Here is a 19,272-nt window from a genome sequence, read left to right on the forward strand (position 1 = left end):
CGGACTTTAGAAAGAAGCGTTCCCGCAACCAAGTCGAAAAGGCAGGAAAAAGTGGGAAAAAGCCCGGAAATCCGGGGTTTTTCACATGAAAAAGCCGGGCGCGAGGCCCGGCTTTCTGTTTGTGCGCTGCAACCTTAGAAATTTCTAACGCATGGCCCCGAAAACCGTAGCCGGTTTTCGGAAAGACCATGCGCAAGTCTGCAGTGTTAGAGCGTCCTTTACGCGTCCAATCGGACGCGCGGCGCTCTAATGTGCAAGCGACTTTCCAGCATCATCGGCACTGTCCGTCGAGGCCGGAGGATTGACCGGTTCGACCCATTCGATCGGCTCCGGCATACGCACCAGCGCGTGGCGCAACACCTCACCGACGCGTGAGACCGGAATGATCTCCATGCCGTTCTTCACGTTGTCCGGAATCTCCGCCAGATCCTTGGCGTTGTCTTCCGGGATCAGCACCTTCTTGATGCCGCCGCGCAGAGCGGCGAGCAGCTTCTCCTTGAGGCCGCCGATCGGCAAGATGCGGCCGCGAAGCGTTATCTCGCCAGTCATCGCCACATCGGCCCGGACCGGAATGCCCGTCAGCACCGACACGATGGCTGTCGCCATGGCAGCACCGGCGGACGGACCGTCCTTGGGCGTGGCGCCTTCCGGCAAGTGCACGTGGATGTCGCGCTTGTCGAACAGCGGCGGCTCGATGCCGAAATCGATGGCCCGCGAGCGGACATAGGAGGCCGCCGCCGAAATCGATTCCTTCATCACGTCGCGCAGGTTGCCCGTCACCGTCATGCGACCCTTGCCGGGCATCATGACGCCTTCGATCGTCAGCAGTTCGCCGCCGACTTCCGTCCAGGCAAGCCCGGTAACGACGCCGACCTGATCGTCAGCCTCGACCTGGCCGAAGCGGAAGCGCTGGACACCAAGGTAGTCGGCGAGGTTCGCCGCCGTGATGTTCACCGTCTTCTTCTTCGTCTTCAGGATCTCGGTCACCGCCTTGCGCCCGAGCTTCATCAGCTCGCGCTCCAGGCTCCGGACGCCCGCTTCGCGGGTGTAGGTCTGGATGATGGCGCGGATCGCATCCTCGCCGACGGAGAACTCCTTCGGCTGCAGCGCGTGATCGCGGATCACCTTCGGCATCAGGTGCCGCTTGGCGATCTCGATCTTCTCGTCCTCGGTGTAGCCGGCGATACGGATGATCTCCATGCGGTCCATCAAGGGCGCAGGGATGTTCAGCGTGTTCGCCGTCGTCACGAACATCACGCTCGACAGGTCGTATTCGACCTCGAGGTAATGGTCCATGAACGTCGAGTTCTGTTCGGGGTCGAGCACCTCGAGCAGCGCCGACGACGGATCGCCACGGAAGTCCTGGCCCATCTTGTCGATCTCATCGAGCAGGAAGAGCGGGTTGGACTTCTTCGCCTTCTTCATCGACTGGATGACCTTGCCGGGCATCGAGCCGATATAGGTGCGCCGGTGGCCACGGATCTCGGCTTCGTCACGCACGCCGCCGAGCGCCATGCGGATGAATTCGCGACCGGTCGCCTTGGCGATCGACTTGCCGAGCGAGGTCTTGCCGACGCCGGGAGGGCCGACGAGGCACAGGATCGGCCCCTTCAGCTTCTTCTGACGGCTCTGCACGGCCAGGTACTCGACGATGCGGTCCTTGACCTTGTCGAGGCCGAAGTGATCGGTATCGAGCACGTTCTGGGCATAGGCCAGATCCTGCTTGACCTTGGAGTTCTTGCCCCACGGGATCGACAGCAGCCAATCGAGGTAGTTGCGCACGACGGTCGATTCCGCCGACATCGGCGACATCGTCCTCAGCTTCTTCAACTCGGCTTCCGCCTTTTCGCGGGCTTCCTTGGAGAGCTTGGTCTTCTTGATGCGCGCCTCGATCTCGGCGGCCTCGTCGCGGCCGTCCTCGCCTTCGCCGAGCTCCTTCTGGATCGCCTTCATCTGCTCGTTGAGGTAGTATTCGCGCTGCGTCTTCTCCATCTGGCGCTTGACACGCGAGCGGATGCGCTTCTCCACCTGCAAGACGGAGATTTCGGCTTCCATGAAGCCCATCGCCTTTTCCAGCCGCTCCTTGACCGAGAGCGTGGCCAGCATTTCCTGCTTTTCGGGGATCTTGATGGCGAGATGCGAGGCAACAGTATCGGCGAGCTTGGAATAGTCGTCGATCTGGCTGGCGGCACCCACCACTTCAGGCGAGATCTTCTTGTTCAGCTTGACGTAGTTCTCGAAGTCGGTGACGACCGAGCGGGCCAGCGCCTCGACCTCGACCTCTTCCTCCTCCGGCTCGACCAGCGCCGCGGCGCGGGCCTCGTGGAAGTCGGGACGGTCGGTGAAGGAGACGATTTTCGCACGCGAGGCGCCCTCGACCAGAACCTTGACGGTGCCGTCGGGCAGCTTCAGCAATTGCAGCACATTGGCGAGCGTGCCGATGTCGAAGATCGCATCGGGCTCGGGATCGTCATCGGCGGCATTCATCTGGGTGGCAAGCAGGATCTGCTTCTCCTGACCCATCACCTCTTCCAGCGCCTTGATCGACTTTTCGCGTCCGACAAAGAGCGGAACGATCATGTGCGGGAACACCACGATGTCGCGCAGCGGGAGGACTGCGTAGACGCCGTCGCTGGGAGCCTTGGATATTTTGGCCATTGTCCAACCTTTCATGTCGCGGTCGCCATCAGGCCAACCGCGAATCTTATATTAACGACCGGGGATCGTTCCGCCTACCACCGTTTGTGACGGGAGTTTTACAGCACAGAAATCGGGCACCTCGGCCTTCTGGTGTTAGGTGGATGCAGGCGGGGCAAAGATCAAGAGTTAACATCGTCCGCAATCCACTCCATCGCCGAAGTCGCGTGCCCTTCACAGCAAAACGGCGCCGCAACGGCGCCGTTCCATAAAAATATAGGGTGAAGTGCCATGTCAGGCACTGACGTTGCCCTTCTTTTCCTTCTGTTCGGAATAGATATAGAGCGGCCGGGCGCTGCCGGTCACCACTTCCTCCGAAATCACCACTTCGCGCACGCCTTCGAGCGCGGGCAGTTCGAACATGGTGTCGAGCAGGATCGCTTCCATGATCGAACGCAAGCCGCGCGCGCCGGTCTTGCGCTCGATGGCGCGCTTGGCGATCGCCGACAGGGCGTTCTCGTGGAAGGTCAGGTCGACATTTTCCATCTCGAACAGCCGCTGATACTGCTTGACCAGCGCGTTCTTCGGCTCGGTCAGGATCTGGATCAGCGCCGGCTCGTCGAGATCCTCCAGCGTCGCCAGAACCGGCAGACGGCCGACGAACTCCGGAATGAGGCCGAACTTCAGCAGATCCTCGGGCTCGACCAGGCGGAAGACATCGCCGGTGCGGCGATCCTCGGGCGAGGCAACAATAGCGCCGAAGCCGATCGAGGTCTTGCGGCCGCGATCCGAGATGATCTTGTCCAGCCCGGCGAAGGCACCGCCGCAGATGAACAGGATGTTGGCGGTGTCGACCTGCAGGAATTCCTGCTGCGGATGCTTCCTGCCGCCCTGCGGCGGCACGGAGGCGACCGTGCCTTCCATGATCTTCAACAGTGCCTGCTGCACGCCCTCGCCCGACACGTCGCGGGTGATCGAGGGATTATCGGACTTGCGCGAAATCTTGTCGATCTCGTCGATGTAGACGATACCGCGCTGGGCGCGCTCGACATTGTAGTCGGCCGACTGCAACAGCTTCAGGATGATGTTCTCGACGTCCTCGCCGACATAACCGGCTTCGGTCAGCGTCGTGGCATCCGCCATGGTGAAGGGCACGTCGATGATGCGGGCCAGCGTCTGCGCAAGCAGCGTCTTGCCGCAACCGGTCGGACCGATCAGCAGGATGTTGGACTTGGCCAGCTCGACATCGTTGTTCTTGCCGGCATGGGCGAGGCGCTTGTAGTGGTTGTGGACCGCCACCGACAGCACGCGCTTGGCGTAGGGCTGGCCGATGACATAGTCGTCGAGAACCTTGAGGATCTCCTGCGGTGTCGGCACGCCCTCGCGCGACTTCACCATCGAGGTCTTGTTCTCCTCACGGATGATGTCCATGCAGAGCTCGACGCATTCGTCGCAGATGAAGACCGTCGGACCGGCGATCAGCTTGCGCACCTCATGCTGGCTTTTGCCGCAAAACGAGCAATAAAGCGTGTTCTTCGAGTCACCGCTGTTGTTGCCGACCTTGCTCATTTTCCTGTCCTTTCATGGCCGCCCGCCGATGGTCTGGCTGAAAGGGCGCATACCCTATTTATCGCGGGAATCCGCCGCCGCCAGTATCCCGGCTCCCGCAACGTATTCCGTACGAAACACAAATCAGAAAACGTGGCAATGATTCGCAGCAACCCCACACAAAGCTAAGCCGTCGAAAATCAACATAGCCTTAACGTAGGCAATCCCGACCGTCGAGGGAACAGCCAATTGTGGCCGAAATGCCGCAAGAGGCACCAAAAGCGCGTGATGGTGCCATCCAACTGCCACCAAGCCCTTATGCCACGGCGCCTTCGGCCGGTTCGCGCGACGAAATGACCTTGTCGATGAGGCCGAAATCCTTGGCTTCGTCGGCGGTCATGAAATGATCGCGGTCTAGCGTGCGTTCAATCTCTTCGTAGCTCTTGCCGGTGTGCTTGACGTAGACCTCGTTGAGACGGCGCTTCAGCTTGACGATATCCATGGCATGGCGCTCGATGTCGGAGGCCTGACCCTGGAAGCCGCCGGACGGCTGGTGAACCATGATGCGGGCATTCGGCGTGGCGAAGCGCATGTCCTTGTGGCCGGCGGTCAAAAGCAGCGAGCCCATCGAGGCCGCCTGGCCGATGCAGAGCGTCGACACGGCCGGCTTGATGAACTGCATGGTGTCGTAGATCGCCATGCCAGAGGTGACGACGCCGCCTGGCGAATTGATGTAAAGGTTGATTTCCTTCTTCGGATTCTCGGCTTCGAGGAACAGGAGCTGCGCGCAAACCAGCGTCGCCATGCCGTCCTCGACCGGACCGGTGATGAAAATAATGCGCTCCTTGAGGAGGCGCGAGAAGATGTCGTAGGCCCGCTCGCCGCGATTGGTCTGTTCGACCACCATCGGAACGAGGTTCATGTAGGTTTCGACGGGGTTCTTCATCTGATATCTCTTATCTCGCGGTGGGATTCCGGCGCCGGGAATGCCGGCAGATCGGGCAGAATCGGTTCTGGATCGTTGTTCCGTAGATAGGATGCCGGCTCATCCTTGTGCAAGGCCGACCCGTCCTAGCCATCTGGGTAAGTCGAATCAAGCTTTACGGCCAAGGATTCGTCACGGTGACGGCCTCCAACGCACCATGCCGCACAGCCAAGCCGCCGGTGCGTAGCAATTTCTTAACCGCGTCACTTAACGAAATGCGGCGAAACCGCTTTTCTCCGGGACCGCTTACCCTACAATTCAACGTTGAACTTGTGGCTGCGGTTCAAACAGGGGGAGTGTCATGTTCAGGAGAAGCGTATCCTTCGCCATTGCCGGGCTGGCCATGCTCGGCACGACTTCGCAGACGGCGGCAGGCGGCCGCGCGGTGGAATGCTACGAACCGGTCCGCACGCCTGATGTCTACGACACTGTCTATGAAGACGCGATGGTCAGCCCACCCGGCCAGGTGGTCGACTATACCCCACCCATCTACGGCACGCGTGAACGCGTGGTGATGACCGCTCCGGCACAGGTGACCTACGAGGTCGTGCCCGCCGTCACCCGCACCGTCTATCACACGGTGAGGGTCGATGGCGGCGGCTATTCCTGGGAATGGCGCGTCATCCATGGCCGCAAGGTGCTGTGCAAGATCTGGCACAAGGCACGCTACGAACGCGTCGCCGAGACGGTGGTGATCCAGCCTGAACGCACGCGGCGGGTCGTCATTCCGGCGCAATACGACCAGATCGCCGAGGAAGTGCTGGTGCGGCCGGAGCAAAGGCGCATCATCGACGTCCCCGCTTCCTACCAGACCGTGGCGCGGCGCGTGCTGATCCGCGAAGGATCGTCAGGCTGGCGGCGCGTGCATATTCCCAGGCATTGCCAGGATTAGCGGGGATAGCATAGCCTGCGCCACAGCGGATCTCCGTTGGGCCGAGGACATGCGCGACCTGGAAATTTCCAATCAAGAACTATCGGATCTTGCGGAAGAAGCCCTGGATCTGGCCAAAAGCTATTGGGCGTCCCTCGAGGAACGTCGGGCGTATCCCTCGACCAGCGGCAAGAATACGACTGAACTCTTCTCGCGGCCTTGGGCGGAGAATGCGCGTGGCCGGGACGTCCTCCAGGACTTCAAGTCGATTACTGAGCATGCGCGGCCTGCAACCGGCAGATTCTTTGGTTACGTCCTCGGCTCAGGCGAACCAATCGGCGCCCTCGGCGAATTGCTGGCCGCGGTGCTCAATCAGAATGTGACGTCGTGGCGGTCGGCGCCGGCGGCGACGTCGATCGAACGCACCGTTGTTGGATGGCTGGCGGAAGCCGTCGGCTGCGCGGGATTTACCGGCAGCCTGTGCGGTGGCGGCTCGATGGCCAACCTCATGGCGTTGGCGATGGCGCGGGAAGCGAAGCTGCCAGCCAACGAGACAGGCGCACGAGCCTGCGTAATCTATGCTTCCGAACAAGTGCACATGTCGATTCCAAAGGCCGTCGCGCTGTTGGGCATAGGCAGAAGAAATCTTCGCCTGATCCCTGTCGACGATAAATTCAGGATGCGCCCGGATGCCCTCCGGGCGGCAATAGCTGCCGACCGCGAGGCCGGCAACACGCCAATCGCCATCGTGGCCACGGTCGGCACCATCGTCTCCGGCGCGATCGATCCCCTCCCCGAAATTGCCGACATCGCCCGAAGAGAGGCCCTGTGGATGCACGTCGATGGTGCCTATGGGGGACTGGCGGCTCTGGCGGTTCCGGAAAAATTCCAGGGATTGTCTTTGGCGGATTCGCTGTCGCTCGACGCACACAAATGGCTCTATCAACCACTCGATTGCGGCTGCCTGCTCAATCGCCATCCAGACATTGCGCGCACGACGTTCTCGCACAGCGACGATTACGTCAGGATACTGAGCGAAGACCCCACGGAAGCATTTGCCTTCTTTGAGGAATCGATCGAGCTCTCGCGACGCTTCCGCGCGCTGAAGCTCTGGATGTCACTGCAATATCACGGACGCAGTGCCTATCGCGAAGCCATTGCGCGCGATCTCCACCATGCGCAAATGCTGGCTCAGGCAATCGCAACGAGGCCTGAACTGGAACAGCTTGCGCCGGTATCGCTGAGCGCGGTCTGCTTTCGCCACCGCTCGAAGGACAATGAAGCGATCCTGCGCCGCGTGATTGCGCGCGGCCAGGTATATCTGTCAAATGCCTCGATCAACGGCCAGTTCGTGCTGCGGGCGTGTTTCGTCAATCACCGAACGACGCCAGATGACGTACGGGCGATTGTTTCCGAAGTCATTGCCGCCGCTGACGAGCTCAATCACTGAGCCGTCGCACGTCCTCGCCCTGGCTTGCACTCAAGCCACCTCCGCCCGCAACCATTGCTTCAGCCCCGCGATGTCGCCATTGCCGACCGCAGCCGCAACGCGCCGACCAACCGCCGCCCCGAACTTGTAGCCGTGACCTGAGCAGGCCGAGACGACAAGGCACCTGCCCTTCTCATGGGCAAGAAATTTCTCGTCCTCGGTGAAAGTGTAGGCGCAGGTGACCACTTCAATCACCTCATACTCCTCGATGCGGGCGATCGGCGGTGAAAACAGGTTGCGGATCGCCTCGCCCTCGCCCGGCACCGGCTCACGGTTCCAGTCGGCATCGCTGGTCGGCACCTTGTGCAGGCCCGAGCCGAACTTCATGCCAGTGCCGCGCGAAAGCGGGACAATGTAGCCGTCGGTCTTACCACCGACATCGAGAATGACGGGAGCGGCCTGCCAGGCCGCCTTCAGGTCGGCCGGCGGTTCGACATAGGCAAGGGCTGTTCGATAGGTCTTCAACTCACCGTCCAGTTCCGGAAACAGCTTCAGCACCCAGGCGCCGGCAGCGACGACGATGCGGTCGGCCTGCATGGTTTCGCCGCTTTCGAGCGCGACATGGCCGGCCTCGGTATCGACCTCCGTCACCTTGCTGTGCTCGTAAACATTGGCGCCGTTGGCTCGGAGCCAGGCGGCAAGGCCGGAAGCGATCTTGCGGCAGTGGAGCGCGCCGCCTTCCGGCGAATAATAGGCATAACGGAACGAGCCTGGCTCAAGGAAAGGCCAACGCTTGACCGCGGCGTCGGGCTCGAACAACTCGAAGGGAAAATTCCCTTCTTCCAGGCCCTCGCGGTATTCCTCGGCCTCGTCGCCCGGTTCGCGTGAAATGCAGACGAAGCCGCGCGCATCGAGATGGTTTTCGCCGAGATCGGCCCACATCTCGTCCCAGGCTTCATAGGCTTCGGTGATCAGCCGGCCGTAACCGGTTCCGGCCCGATAGGCGCGACGGATGATGCGGTGATGGTCGCCCGACGCGGCCAGCGGATTGGGGATCGGTCCCTGCTCGACGATCGACACGCTGTGGCCGGCCTTGACCAACGACCACGCCGTGGAGAGACCGGCAATACCCGCACCGACGACAATCACATTCATCCGCTCAGACCTTCCGCAGCCGCTTCGGCTGGCTCAATTCATGGGTTGTCGCGCGCCAACATACGGTCTGGAATGAGGCTGGCAAGCCGCGCTATGGGTCTGGCATGACCAAATTGACGCTCCCCTACATCGCCTTTGATCCAGCCACACGACAGCTGAGGCTCGACCCGCACGAGCCGGCTTTCTTCCTGAATCCGTATGAAGCGTATGCCTTCCTGCACGGCGCATCGAATGCGTTCTACTGGGAAGAGTTCGGCTTCTGGTGCTTCGGCGGCTTCGACGATGTCAACCGGCTGCTGCGCGATCGCCGTTTCGGCCGCCAGAACCCGGCCGGCATTCCCGACAGCCGCGGCGTCGGCCAGGACCGAAGCCATCTCACGGCATTCGACGGCATCGAAGCCAATTCGATGCTGGAGCTGGAGCCGCCGGTGCACACGCGGCTGAGGACGCTGGTCAACCGGGCCTTTGTCTCGCGCCAGGTCGAACGGCTGCGACCGCGGGTCGAGGCACTCGCCAATGAGCTGATCGACCGTTTTGATCCGGCTGGTCCAGTCGACCTTTTGCCCGCCTTCGCTTCGCCCCTTCCGATCACCATCATCGCCGAAATGCTCGGCGTGCCGGTCGAGATGGGACCGCAACTGCTCGACTGGTCCCATCAAATGGTCGCCATGTACATCCATGGCCGCACCCGCGAAACCGAGGAGACGGCCAACCGCGCGGCGGGCGAATTCGCCGATTTCCTGCGCGGCTACGTCACTGAACGACACAAGAATCCCGGCGACGACCTGCTTTCGCTGCTGATTTCGGCGCAGGAAGACGGCCAGAGGCTGTCGGAAGACGAGATGGTGTCCTCGGCGATCCTGCTGCTCAATGCCGGCCATGAGGCGACCGTGCACCAGACCGGCAATGCGGTGCGCTCGATCCTGGCGCAAGGCGGTGATCCCGGCCGCTTCTTCACCTCACCCGAAGCGACCGCCGCCACTGTCGAGGAATGCCTCCGCTTCGATGCGCCGCTGCACATGTTCACGCGCTATGCCTATCAGGAGATCGAAGTGGCGCCCGGCATCGTCGTACAGCCGGGCCAGACTATCGGGCTCTTGCTGGGCATGGCCAATTATGATCCGCGCGCCTTTGCCGAACCGCAGGCCTTCCGGCCGGCTCGTGCGGACCAGAAGAACGTGTCCTTCGGCGCCGGCATTCATTTCTGCATCGGTGCGCCGCTGGCCCGGCTTGAACTGCAGGTGTCGCTGAAGACTTTGTTCGAACGGCACCCGCGACTGCATCTTGCCGAACAGCCCCGCTTCCGCGACACTTACCACTTCCATGGGTTGGAAACGCTCGCCGTCGGCTTCTGACGATCGCGGGCCTGGGGCTGCGCGATGAGACTGTTTTGGAGACCGGCGACGGCGTTCGCATTGGCGTTTCTATGCGCCTGCATGGGAGCGGCACGCGCCCAGCAACAGCCGGAAAACATTCCCTGGGAAAACAGCATGGCCATCGCGCAGAAGATGGCGATGAGCCTGCTGGAGCGGCAGACCGGGTCGAAGGGCCTGCCGCTGGCATCCTTCGCCATCGAGGTCGATCTCAATCTCGACGGCTTGCCTGAAATCTTCGCCTACCGCTACGCACCGGATTGCGACGGCGTCAATTGCGGCAACTTCCTGTTCGTCCTGGAAGGCGACAGCTATCAGGAGGTTCTCGGCGGCATTCCCGGCGCGCGGCTGGTGCCGCAAGACAAGATCGCGCTCAGCCCCTTCAAACGAAACGGGTTTTTCGACATCCAGTCCGACAAGACGACGATCGGCTGGGATGGAACGCACTATGTCGATGCAGCCACCTTTCCTGCTTCGTCGTTGAATGGCACCGCCTTTGTCTCGGCTTGCCAAGAAAACAAGCTGAGCCAACAGTCGTTAAAGGGTGAAACAGAGCAAGTGAGTGCCGCTTGCCAGTGCCAAATCAACCGATTTCAGACGCTCGGTTTCACACAGGCCGACCTTGATGCATATACGGCCTCGATGGTTGGCCAGGATTTCGAGTACCCCAAAGGGGACAAGGAGAATGCCTGGCTCACCCTCACGAGAAATGCCCAGGACATCGCCACGGGCTGCGATGTCGCGAGCGGCAAGAGCCAATGGCCGCCGGCCTATTTCAACCATGGCGACCAGCCACAGCAAAAGCTGGACTTCAACGGCTTTCTCGACGCCTGCCCGACGCAGGATTTCATCCTGACCAACCACAAGACCGGCTCGCCCGATCGTGCGCTCGGCCTTTGCGGCTGCCTTGCCCGCGAGATCCCGACCTATGGCGTCAGCCAGGAAGGGCTCGACCTCCTGGCGCAATATTATCGCGACGAGATATCGGATTCCGATCTCGAAGCGCAGGACGCCGATCTGCTGACGGCGCACGACAAGGCGTCGGAAGCCTGCCTCAGCCAGTTTCCGGCGAAGTGATCACAGCTTGATCACATACTCCTTGCGGGTCGTTTCAAGCACTTCCCAGCTGCCCTTGAAGCCCGGCCTCAGCACGAAACTGTCGCCGGACTTGACGGTGCGCGCTTCGCCACCGTCTTCCGCGATCACCGAAACGCCGGACAGGATGTGGCAGAACTCCCATTCGTCATAGGCGATGCGCCATTTGCCTGGGGTCGACTCCCATATGCCGGCATAGAGGCCGTCGTCACGCTCCTCGGCATTCCAGGTGCGGAATTTCGGGTCGCCCGAGATCAGACGATCCGGCGCCGGCGCGCCAGATTCGGGTTCGACGCCGTCGATTGATATTGTCAGGTAATGCGCGGACAGAATTTGCCTCCATGAAAGAGCCGGCGTCACGCCGGCTCACCCCCACCCCGGCGCTATGCGCCGACCCTCCCCGCAAGGGGGAGGTAAAAGAATCAGACCTTTGCGAGCGCCTGTTCGAGGTCGGCGACGATGTCGGTGACGTCCTCGATGCCGATGGAAAGCCGCACCGTGTCCGGGCCGGCGCCGGCCTTGACCTTCTGCTCGTCGGAAAGCTGGCGGTGCGTGGTCGACGCCGGATGGATGACCAGCGACTTGGTGTCGCCGACGTTGGCCAGATGCGAGAACAGTTCGAGCGCCTCGACGAATTTGACGCCGGCCTCATAACCGCCCTTGAGGCCGAAGGTGAACACGGCGCCGGCGCCAAGGGGCGAGTATTTCTTCTGCAGCGCATTGTTCTTGTCGCTGGGCAAGCCGGGGTAATTCACCCAGGCGACCTTGGGGTGGTTGGACAGCCAGCCCGCGACCGTGACGGCATTGTCGCAGTGGCGCTGCATGCGCAGCGGCAAGGTTTCGAGGCCGGTCAGGATGAGGAAGGCGTTGAAGGGCGAGATCGCCGGGCCGAGGTCGCGCAGGCCGAGCACGCGCGCGGCTATGGCGAAAGCGAAATTGCCGAAGGTCTCATGCAGGACGAGGCCGCCATATTCGGGGCGCGGTTCCGAAAGCATCGGGTACTTGCCCGACTTCGACCAGTCGAAGGTGCCGCCGTCGACAATGACGCCGCCGATCGAATTGCCATGGCCGCCGATGAACTTGGTCAGCGAGTGGACGACGATGTCGGCGCCGTGCTCGATCGGCCGGATCAAATAGGGCGAGGCCAGCGTGTTGTCGACGATCAGCGGCAGGCCGTGCCTGCGGGCGATGTCGCCGATCTTTTCGATATCGACGAAAGTGCCGCCCGGATTGGCAAGGCTCTCGATGAAGATCGCCTTGGTCCTGCCGTCGATCTGGCTTTCGAAGGTCGAGATGTCGTTGGTGTCGGCCCAGCGCACTTCCCAGCCATAATTCTTGAAGGCGTGGCCAAACTGGTTGATCGAGCCGCCATAGAGCTTGTTGGCGGCGACGAAATTGTCGCCCGGCTGCATCAGATTGTGGAACACGATGACCTGCGCGGCGTGACCGGACGCGACCGCAAGCGCAGCCGTGCCGCCCTCGAGTGCCGCGACGCGCTCTTCGAGCACCGCCTGCGTCGGGTTCATGATGCGGGTGTAGATGTTGCCGAACGCCTTCAGGCCGAACAGCGAGGCGGCGTGGTCGGCGTCATCGAAGACGAAGGAGGTCGTCTGGTATATCGGCGTGGCGCGCGCGCCGGTGGCCGGATCGGGCTTGGCGCCGGCATGGACGGCGAGCGTGTTGAAACCGGGCGTACGGGTCACTTAAACCTCCCTTTGAACTTCTCGAATTGGCCGCGCATTCTTGGCGAAGGCCGCGCATGAATGCAAAGAAGAAAATACCTTTTGGCAAACGATCTGCGATGAACGCGCCAGAAAATACCTTTCTTCCCGGAATAATTTTGCGCCTAAGGTACGTCGCGTTTGAAGGAATCCATGCGACGCGCCTTAGGCATCCTTTTTGTGCATGTCGTTATCCCAAAACCGCCGCGCACTTTTGGGCGACATGCATCATTTCTGGCGCACGCCAAAGCTCTGGAAGCCCTGGCGCATCAGCGGCTTCTTTGATGACAACACCCCGGAATTGACACCGGTCCAGCCGATCTCGCCGGACAGCTTGCCGTACTCGATCTTGGGGCAACGGTTCATCACAACCTTGATGCCGGCGGCTTCGGCGCGGGCGGCCGCCTCGTCATGGCGCACGCCAAGCTGCATCCAGACGACCTTCGGCAAGGGGTCGAGGCGCAAGGCCTCGTCGACGATGCCGGGCACAGCCGCCGGGGCGCGAAAGATATCGACCATATCGATTGGCCCGGGAACATCGGCGAGGCTGGCATAGGTCATGCGGCCGAGGATTTCCTTGCCGGCCTGGCCAGGATTGATCGGGAACACCGAAAAGCCCTTGGCCAGCAAGTACTTGAGGACGAAATAGCTTGGCCTCACGTCGTTGGCGGACGCGCCGACCATGGCGATGGTCTTCACCGAATTGAGGATGCCGGCAATGTAGGTGTTGTCGTAGCTATCGTGGTTCATACGGCTTCCTGCGGTAGTGATATGGATAGAGTTCGCGATTGAACCCCAGCGAGGCATAGAGCGCGCGGCCCGGCACATTGTCGGCCACAACCTGGAGGCATGCCGCCGAGGCACCCGCCTGTCGCGCCCAGTCGATCAGGCCGCCAACGGTCTTGCGCCCCAGGCCTTGCTGCCTGAAGCGGCCATCCGTTTCAACCGATTCCACCACAAGCAGCCCATTGCGAATGACGCCATAGGCCAAGGCGGCAATTTCGCTGTCGTGTTCGCAGGATACGAACGCCCGGTCACCAACGATCAGCCCAGTCATCTCGCGAAAGACGCGGCTGTCGGTGTCGTCATAGGCGCCCATGCGGAACCGCGCGGCAAACCAGTCCTCACTTGGCATTGGCGAAACCGTGACGTGTTCGTCGCGAACCTCCGCCAAATCGTCGATCCCCGCATGGAGATGGATGGTTCCGCCTTCCAACTCGTAGCCGCGACCGTCGAGCGCCGCTACCAGTTCGTCGGCGATATCAGGCACGCGGAAGAGAGGCGTCTGGCCATGGCCAACATAAAACGCCTCGGCAGCGTCGAGCACTGCTTCAGGCGCTCCCCGCCTGCCTCGCAAAGGATTGGCTGAGTTCGCGCGCCGGGTCCTGCCACCCGAGCGCCTCAGGACCCAGCCATCGACGACCGTCTCGGTCACCGCCGGCCAGGCCTCCCTGCACGCCTCTTCCATGCGCCAATTGAGATCGTCGTCTGTCATGCGCCCGTCACGCGTCGTCTTCCCGCAGCGCTTCCTCCATAAACATGTCGGGGTCGCTACAGAAGTCGCGCATCATGCGAAAATGATCGGTGTCGGTGAAATCTGTCGGGTCGAGGCCGAACCGGCTGATGCGGAACAATTGCGCTCCGGGGCAAGCCATCAGCAGCGGTGAGTGCGTCGCCATGATCACCTGCGCGGTGCCGGACTGGTCCATGCGCCGCAGCATCTTGAGCAGTTCGATCTGGCGCGATGGCGAAAGCGCGCTCTCCGGCTCGTCGAGGATGTAGATGCCTTGCCTGCGGCAGCGCTCCTCGAAAAAGCGGATGAACCCCTCGCCGTGCGACCAGGACAGGAAATCCGGCGGCGGTGGCTTGAATGGATCTTCCAGTGCCGCTTGGTCGAGGTAGCGGGCCACCGAATAGAAGGATTCGGCGCGAAAGAACCAGCCGGCGGTGACCTTTGGCAGCCAGTGGCCACGGAATGTGTTTGCCAATGCAGCGCCGCTCTTGTCGATGGCGCTGGAGTGGTCGACCGGTCGATAGCCCTTGCCGCCGCCAGCCTCGTCGTAGCCCGCCAGAGCGCCGATCGCCTCGAGAAGCGTGGATTTGCCGGTGCCGTTCTCGCCGACGATGATGGTGATCGGGGTGGTGAATTCGAGTTCGAATTCGCGGCCGCGAAACAGCGGCAGGTTCCAGGGATATTTTTCCCAGTCGGACACCCGCTCCGGATCGAGCAGGATACGCTTGAGATAGGGCGCCTTGAGCCGTGTCAGCTGTTTGCGGTAGGCCATCAATCAGGCAGCGAAATCGTGCCGTCTTCGGCGATTGGAAAGGCCGGATTGTGCGCCACTTCCCAGACATGCCCGTCGGCATCGGCGAAATAACCGTACCAGCCGCCCCAGAAGGCGCGGCCGGCCGGCTTGAGGATGCGGCCGCCGGCTTTCTCAGCCATCGCCAGCACCTCGTCGACTTCAGCGTCGGAGCGGGTGTTGTAGGCAAGATAGACGGCGGAGGGTGCCTTTGCGAAGGTGATGCCCGAATCCGCCTCGGCGCTGGCGCGCGGGAACAGGCCGAGGATGACGCCGCCCATCTGGAAGAAGGCGACGCCATCGGTGATGCCGGCATGCCGTCTCAGGCCCATCGCCTCGTAGAACCGCACCGCACGGTCGAGATCGTCCGTGGCGATGGTGACGATGGAGATGCGCGGTTCCACGGTTACTCGTCAGTCCATTCCGGCTTGCGCTTGCCGATGAAGGCGCCGATGCCCTCCTCCGCGTCGCGCGCCAGCATGTTTTCGACCATGACGCGGCCGGTGTAGGCATAGGCATCCGCCAGACCCATCTCGGCCTGCGCGTAAAAGGCCTCCTTGCCGGTCTTCACCACCAAAGATGATTTGGAAGCAATGGTTTGCGCGTATTTGGTGACGATCTGATTCAGGTATTCGCGCGGCACGACGCGGTTGACCAGGCCGAATTCCTTGGCGGTCGCCGCGTCGATCGTCTCGCCGGTCAGGAGCATCTCCATCGCCTGTTTGCGCGAGACGTTGCGCGACAGCGCCACCATCGGCGTGGAACAGAACAGCCCGATGTTGACGCCCGGCGTGCAGAAGGTCGCCTCATGGGAGGCGATTGCCAGATCGCAGCTGGCGACAAGTTGCAGCCCGGCGGCGGTCGCCAGGCCGTCGACTTCGGCGATGACAGGCAGGGGATGGCGCACGATCGCCTGCATCAATTGAGCGCAAGCGGCAAACGTCTCTTCGAAGAAGGCCTTGCCGCGATCGGCGTCGGCACGGCGCGCCGTCATTTCCTTGAGATCATGGCCGGCGCAGAACACTTTTCCGGCTGCCGACAGCACGATGACGCGAACGGCCTTGTCATCCTTGGCGCGGTCGAATTCGGCGGTCAGTGCCGCCATCACCCCAAGCGACAGGGCGTTGGCGGGAGGATTGGCGAGCGTCAGGCGCAGCACGCCCTTGTCCAGTCTGGTCGTCACCGGCCCCTCGACAGCGACAGGCTTGATGGCAAGGATGTCGGCCATGGCTAAGGTCTCCGCGATTCCGAACGGGCTGGCAGACTATCTAATATCGGATCGGGTTTCATCCAACACCCATCGCTTGCGCCAGAAGACCGAAGGTGTTGCCAGCAACGCCCGGCTGCGCCCATACAGGCCTGCGCAGAACGAGAGACCGACATGCCCGCCCAGACCAATCTCAAACCGGTGCTGACCGCAGCGCAGATCAATACGCTGATGGAGACCGTCTTTCCGCAACTCAACGAGAATTCCGCCGCCTACGAGGCGGTCGAGGTGTTTCCCGGCGGCTGCATCGTGCGGCTCAACGCCGGCGAGCGGCATCTGCGTCCCGGCGGCACGGTGTCCGGCCCTGCCCTTTTCACGCTGGCCGACATTGGCGGTTATGTGTGCGTGCTCAGCCATGCCGGGCCGGATGCGCTCTCGGTCACGACCAACCTCAATATCAACTTCGTGCGCAAGGCCGAGGCCGGACCGATCGACGGCCATTGCCGCATCCTGAAGCTGGGAAAGAGCTTGATGGTGTTCGACATCGACATCGTCGCCGGCCCGGAAGGACACACGATCGCGCATGCCACGGGCACCTATTCGATCCCGCCGAAGCGCATCAGCGATGTGGTAAAATAATACCTTTTTCCTAGACTATTGTTTTTGCTATCATTTCTCCGCTTGAGAGCCTTTTGATCGGCTTGACGCGCAATTCCCCCTCGCCTATAAGCCCTCACGAAGCAGCGGCCCGCAAAGGCCGCCGTTTTGTTATTGGCGGCGGGCAAGCGCCCATCGCCAATCCAAGCAACAAGAAACGCCTTCCTCGTGAAGGTCAGAACCGAGAGCAGAAAACATGACAACCTTTTCGCAGAAGCCTGCGGATGTGGTGAAGAAGTGGATCCTGATCGACGCCGAAGGTCTCGTCGTTGGTCGTCTGGCCACTGTCATCGCCAATCATCTTCGCGGCAAGCACAAGCCGACCTTCACCCCGCATGTCGACGACGGCGACAATGTCATCGTCATCAATGCCGACAAGGTGGTGTTCACCGGCAAGAAGTTCACCGACAAGGTCTATTACTGGCACACCGGCCACCCCGGCGGCATCAAGGAGCGCACCGCGCGCCAGCTGCTCGAGGGCCGTTTCCCCGAGCGTGTCGTCGAGAAGGCCGTTGAGCGCATGGTGCCGCGTGGCCCGCTCGGCCGTCGCCAGATGAAGAACCTGCGCGTCTATGCAGGCGCAGAGCATCCGCATGTCGCCCAGCAGCCAGAAGTCCTCGACGTGGCCAAGCTGAATTCCAAGAACAAGAAGGTCGCATAAGATGGCTGAGCTTTCCTCGCTCGCAGAACTGGGCGCCGCCACCGGCAACACCAACACCCAGGCCGCGGCTCCGGTCCACGTCCAGAAGCTCGACAAGTCGGGCCGCGCTTATGCCACCGGCAAGCGCAAGAACGCCATTGCGCGCGTCTGGGTGAAGCCGGGTTCCGGCAAGATCGTCGTCAACGACAAGGAATTCGCGACCTATTTCGCGCGTCCGGTCCTGCAGATGATCCTCAATCAGCCGATCATCGCCTCCAACCGCGCGGGCCAGTACGACATCGTCGCCACCGTCGTCGGCGGCGGTCTCTCCGGCCAGGCCGGTGCGGTTCGTCATGGCATCTCCAAGGCGCTGACCTACTACGAGCCGGCGCTGCGCGCCGTGCTCAAGAAGGGCGGCTTCCTGACCCGCGACAGCCGCGTCGTCGAGCGCAAGAAGTACGGCAAGGCGAAGGCCCGTCGTTCCTTCCAGTTCTCGAAGCGCTAAGCGTCTCGAACGTTCCGAATACCGAAAGGCCGCCTCCGGGCGGCCTTTTTGCATTGTGCGCTCTCAACCGGCGGAATGATCGGCGTCGCGGATGAACAGGAACGCGCAGAGCGCCGCACCGGCCACGGCGAGCGCAGAGCCGAGGAACGCCAGTTGCATGCCATGTGCAAATTTGCTGCGGTCCGTCGCGCGCGGCGCGGCACCATGCTACGAAACAGGGACCGGCCTTTTCGGTCCAAAGGATATCTGGATAGGTAATTCTTAGGGGAGATCTCAGATGTCGTCACCCGAACCGATCAAATTCACCGACGGCGCGGCTTACGAGCGCTTCATGGCTCCCTGGAGCCGATCCGCCGGGGCTTTGTTCCTCGACTGGCTGGCGCCGGACTCCGGACGGGCCTGGGTTGATGTCGGTGCCGGCAACGGCGCGTTCACAGAGCTCATTCTAGCGAAGTCCGCCCCTTCGTCCGTTTGCGCGATCGATCCCTCCGACGCGCAGATTGCGACTGCTCGGCAAAAAATCTCGGCAAAGCAGGTCGAGCTGTCGATTGGCGATGCGATGGCCCTTCCCTACGACGCCAACCGCTTCGACGTCGCGGTGATGGCGCTGGTGCTGTTCTTCGTCCCCGACCCGCGCAAGGGCGCCTCGGAAATGCTCCGCGTGACGAAGCCCGGCGGCATCGTCGCGTCCTACACCTGGGACGTTATGCGCGGCGGCACCCCTACGCAGCATTTGTGGGAGGAGATGGACGCGATGGGCAAATCGGCTGCACGTCCGCCGAGCGCGGAGGTCTCGCGTTTCGCGGCGCTGAAGGCGCTTTGGGCGGAGCTCGGCATCCGCGATGTCGAAACGCGCGAGCTTGTCGTCGAACGCACCTTCGCTGACTTCGACGATTATTGGCTATCCATGGTCGTGAGCAGCCCGAGCGGAATCGCCGGAAAGCTGTCGGATGCGGAGAGCGCGGAGCTGAAACGCCGACTAAAGGACAGACTGCCGGCAAGCGCCACGGGAGCGATCACGGTTCACGCCTGGTCGACGGCGATCAAGGGGCGAAAGGCCGCTTAATGCGTGCGGCGCCTTACGTCGCCGCTTTCTTCTTCGCCTTAGGCTCGGCCGGGTTCGGTGCAAGTGCGTCCGGATCGTCA

The 19,272-nt window shown here is 62.0% G+C and carries 19 protein-coding genes; 8 read left to right on the plus strand and 11 right to left on the minus strand.

Annotation, left to right across the window (positions count from 1 at the left end; all coding sequences use genetic code 11):
- Positions 1–246: 246 nt before the first annotated feature.
- The 3 genes from lon to clpP all read right to left on the minus strand — a co-directional run bounded on the left by lon (position 247) and on the right by clpP (position 5,131).
- Positions 247–2,658, minus strand: coding sequence for an endopeptidase La (gene lon, locus MesoLj_RS25105; protein ID WP_140767873.1), 2,412 nt, complete (start codon positions 2,656–2,658; stop codon positions 247–249).
- A gap of 273 nt (positions 2,659–2,931) precedes the next feature.
- Positions 2,932–4,206, minus strand: coding sequence for an ATP-dependent Clp protease ATP-binding subunit ClpX (gene clpX, locus MesoLj_RS25110; RefSeq protein WP_023759839.1), 1,275 nt, complete (start codon positions 4,204–4,206; stop codon positions 2,932–2,934).
- A 295-nt stretch (positions 4,207–4,501) separates the two neighbouring features.
- Positions 4,502–5,131 (minus strand): ATP-dependent Clp endopeptidase proteolytic subunit ClpP, encoded by a 630-nt coding sequence (gene clpP / locus MesoLj_RS25115; protein ID WP_056562366.1) that lies wholly within the window; start codon positions 5,129–5,131, stop codon positions 4,502–4,504.
- A 340-nt stretch (positions 5,132–5,471) separates the two neighbouring features.
- Here clpP and MesoLj_RS25120 point away from each other — a divergent pair, with 340 nt between their 5' ends.
- Both MesoLj_RS25120 and MesoLj_RS25125 read left to right on the plus strand, forming a co-directional pair.
- Positions 5,472–6,062, plus strand: a complete 591-nt coding sequence (locus MesoLj_RS25120; protein ID WP_202322927.1) for a hypothetical protein — start codon at positions 5,472–5,474, stop codon at positions 6,060–6,062.
- A 49-nt stretch (positions 6,063–6,111) separates the two neighbouring features.
- Complete coding sequence (locus MesoLj_RS25125) at positions 6,112–7,491, plus strand: pyridoxal phosphate-dependent decarboxylase family protein (RefSeq protein WP_202322928.1); 1,380 nt, start codon at positions 6,112–6,114, stop codon at positions 7,489–7,491.
- Between the two features lie 30 nt (positions 7,492–7,521).
- Here the strand turns inward: MesoLj_RS25125 and MesoLj_RS25130 are convergent, their stop codons facing one another.
- Positions 7,522–8,625 (minus strand): NAD(P)/FAD-dependent oxidoreductase, encoded by a 1,104-nt coding sequence (locus MesoLj_RS25130; protein ID WP_202322929.1) that lies wholly within the window; start codon positions 8,623–8,625, stop codon positions 7,522–7,524.
- Positions 8,626–8,729: 104 nt separating this feature from the next.
- Here MesoLj_RS25130 and MesoLj_RS25135 point away from each other — a divergent pair, with 104 nt between their 5' ends.
- Entirely contained in the window at positions 8,730–9,980 is a 1,251-nt protein-coding gene (locus MesoLj_RS25135; RefSeq protein ID WP_202322930.1) for a cytochrome P450, read from the plus strand.
- Positions 9,981–10,115: 135 nt separating this feature from the next.
- Positions 10,116–11,075: a hypothetical protein gene (locus MesoLj_RS25140; protein WP_202322931.1), complete on the plus strand. Its 960-nt coding sequence runs from the start codon at positions 10,116–10,118 to the stop codon at positions 11,073–11,075.
- Here MesoLj_RS25140 and MesoLj_RS25145 read toward each other — a convergent pair whose 3' ends face one another.
- From MesoLj_RS25145 to MesoLj_RS25175, 7 genes are all read right to left on the minus strand, one after another.
- Positions 11,076–11,423 carry a cupin domain-containing protein gene (locus tag MesoLj_RS25145; protein ID WP_446720339.1) on the minus strand — a complete coding sequence of 116 codons (348 nt, stop codon included), beginning with the start codon at positions 11,421–11,423 and terminating at the stop codon, positions 11,076–11,078.
- Between the two features lie 92 nt (positions 11,424–11,515).
- Positions 11,516–12,796, minus strand: a complete 1,281-nt coding sequence (locus MesoLj_RS25150; protein ID WP_202322932.1) for an O-acetylhomoserine aminocarboxypropyltransferase — start codon at positions 12,794–12,796, stop codon at positions 11,516–11,518.
- A gap of 246 nt (positions 12,797–13,042) precedes the next feature.
- A complete protein-coding gene (locus tag MesoLj_RS25155) occupies positions 13,043–13,564 on the minus strand; it encodes a CoA-binding protein (RefSeq protein WP_140767880.1) in 522 nt (173 codons plus the stop codon).
- Complete coding sequence (locus tag MesoLj_RS25160; protein ID WP_202322933.1) at positions 13,551–14,309, minus strand: GNAT family N-acetyltransferase; 759 nt, start codon at positions 14,307–14,309, stop codon at positions 13,551–13,553. Before MesoLj_RS25160 ends, MesoLj_RS25155 begins: the two co-directional genes overlap by 14 nt.
- Positions 14,310–14,316: 7 nt before the next feature.
- Positions 14,317–15,099 carry an AAA family ATPase gene (locus MesoLj_RS25165; RefSeq protein WP_202322934.1) on the minus strand — a complete coding sequence of 261 codons (783 nt, stop codon included), beginning with the start codon at positions 15,097–15,099 and terminating at the stop codon, positions 14,317–14,319.
- A complete protein-coding gene (locus tag MesoLj_RS25170) occupies positions 15,099–15,521 on the minus strand; it encodes a VOC family protein (protein WP_202322935.1) in 423 nt (140 codons plus the stop codon). Before MesoLj_RS25170 ends, MesoLj_RS25165 begins: the two co-directional genes overlap by 1 nt.
- A gap of 2 nt (positions 15,522–15,523) precedes the next feature.
- Complete coding sequence (locus MesoLj_RS25175; protein WP_202322936.1) at positions 15,524–16,345, minus strand: enoyl-CoA hydratase; 822 nt, start codon at positions 16,343–16,345, stop codon at positions 15,524–15,526.
- Positions 16,346–16,498: 153 nt separating this feature from the next.
- Between MesoLj_RS25175 and MesoLj_RS25180 the strand changes: the two genes are divergently transcribed.
- The 4 genes from MesoLj_RS25180 (at position 16,499) to MesoLj_RS25195 (ending at position 19,192) form a co-directional block, all read left to right on the plus strand.
- Positions 16,499–16,963: a PaaI family thioesterase gene (locus MesoLj_RS25180; protein WP_202322937.1), complete on the plus strand. Its 465-nt coding sequence runs from the start codon at positions 16,499–16,501 to the stop codon at positions 16,961–16,963.
- Positions 16,964–17,177: 214 nt separating this feature from the next.
- The gene (rplM, locus tag MesoLj_RS25185) at positions 17,178–17,642 is read left to right on the plus strand and encodes a 50S ribosomal protein L13 (protein ID WP_010915638.1); all 465 of its coding nucleotides are present in this window, start codon (positions 17,178–17,180) and stop codon (positions 17,640–17,642) included.
- A gap of 1 nt (position 17,643) precedes the next feature.
- Positions 17,644–18,126 carry a 30S ribosomal protein S9 gene (rpsI, locus tag MesoLj_RS25190; protein ID WP_013895952.1) on the plus strand — a complete coding sequence of 161 codons (483 nt, stop codon included), beginning with the start codon at positions 17,644–17,646 and terminating at the stop codon, positions 18,124–18,126.
- Positions 18,127–18,403: 277 nt separating this feature from the next.
- Positions 18,404–19,192 carry a class I SAM-dependent methyltransferase gene (locus MesoLj_RS25195; protein ID WP_202322938.1) on the plus strand — a complete coding sequence of 263 codons (789 nt, stop codon included), beginning with the start codon at positions 18,404–18,406 and terminating at the stop codon, positions 19,190–19,192.
- The last annotated feature ends 80 nt before the right edge of the window (positions 19,193–19,272 follow it).

The sequence above is a fragment of the Mesorhizobium sp. 113-3-9 genome, from assembly GCF_016756515.1.
Classification (GTDB): Bacteria; Pseudomonadota; Alphaproteobacteria; order Rhizobiales; family Rhizobiaceae; genus Mesorhizobium.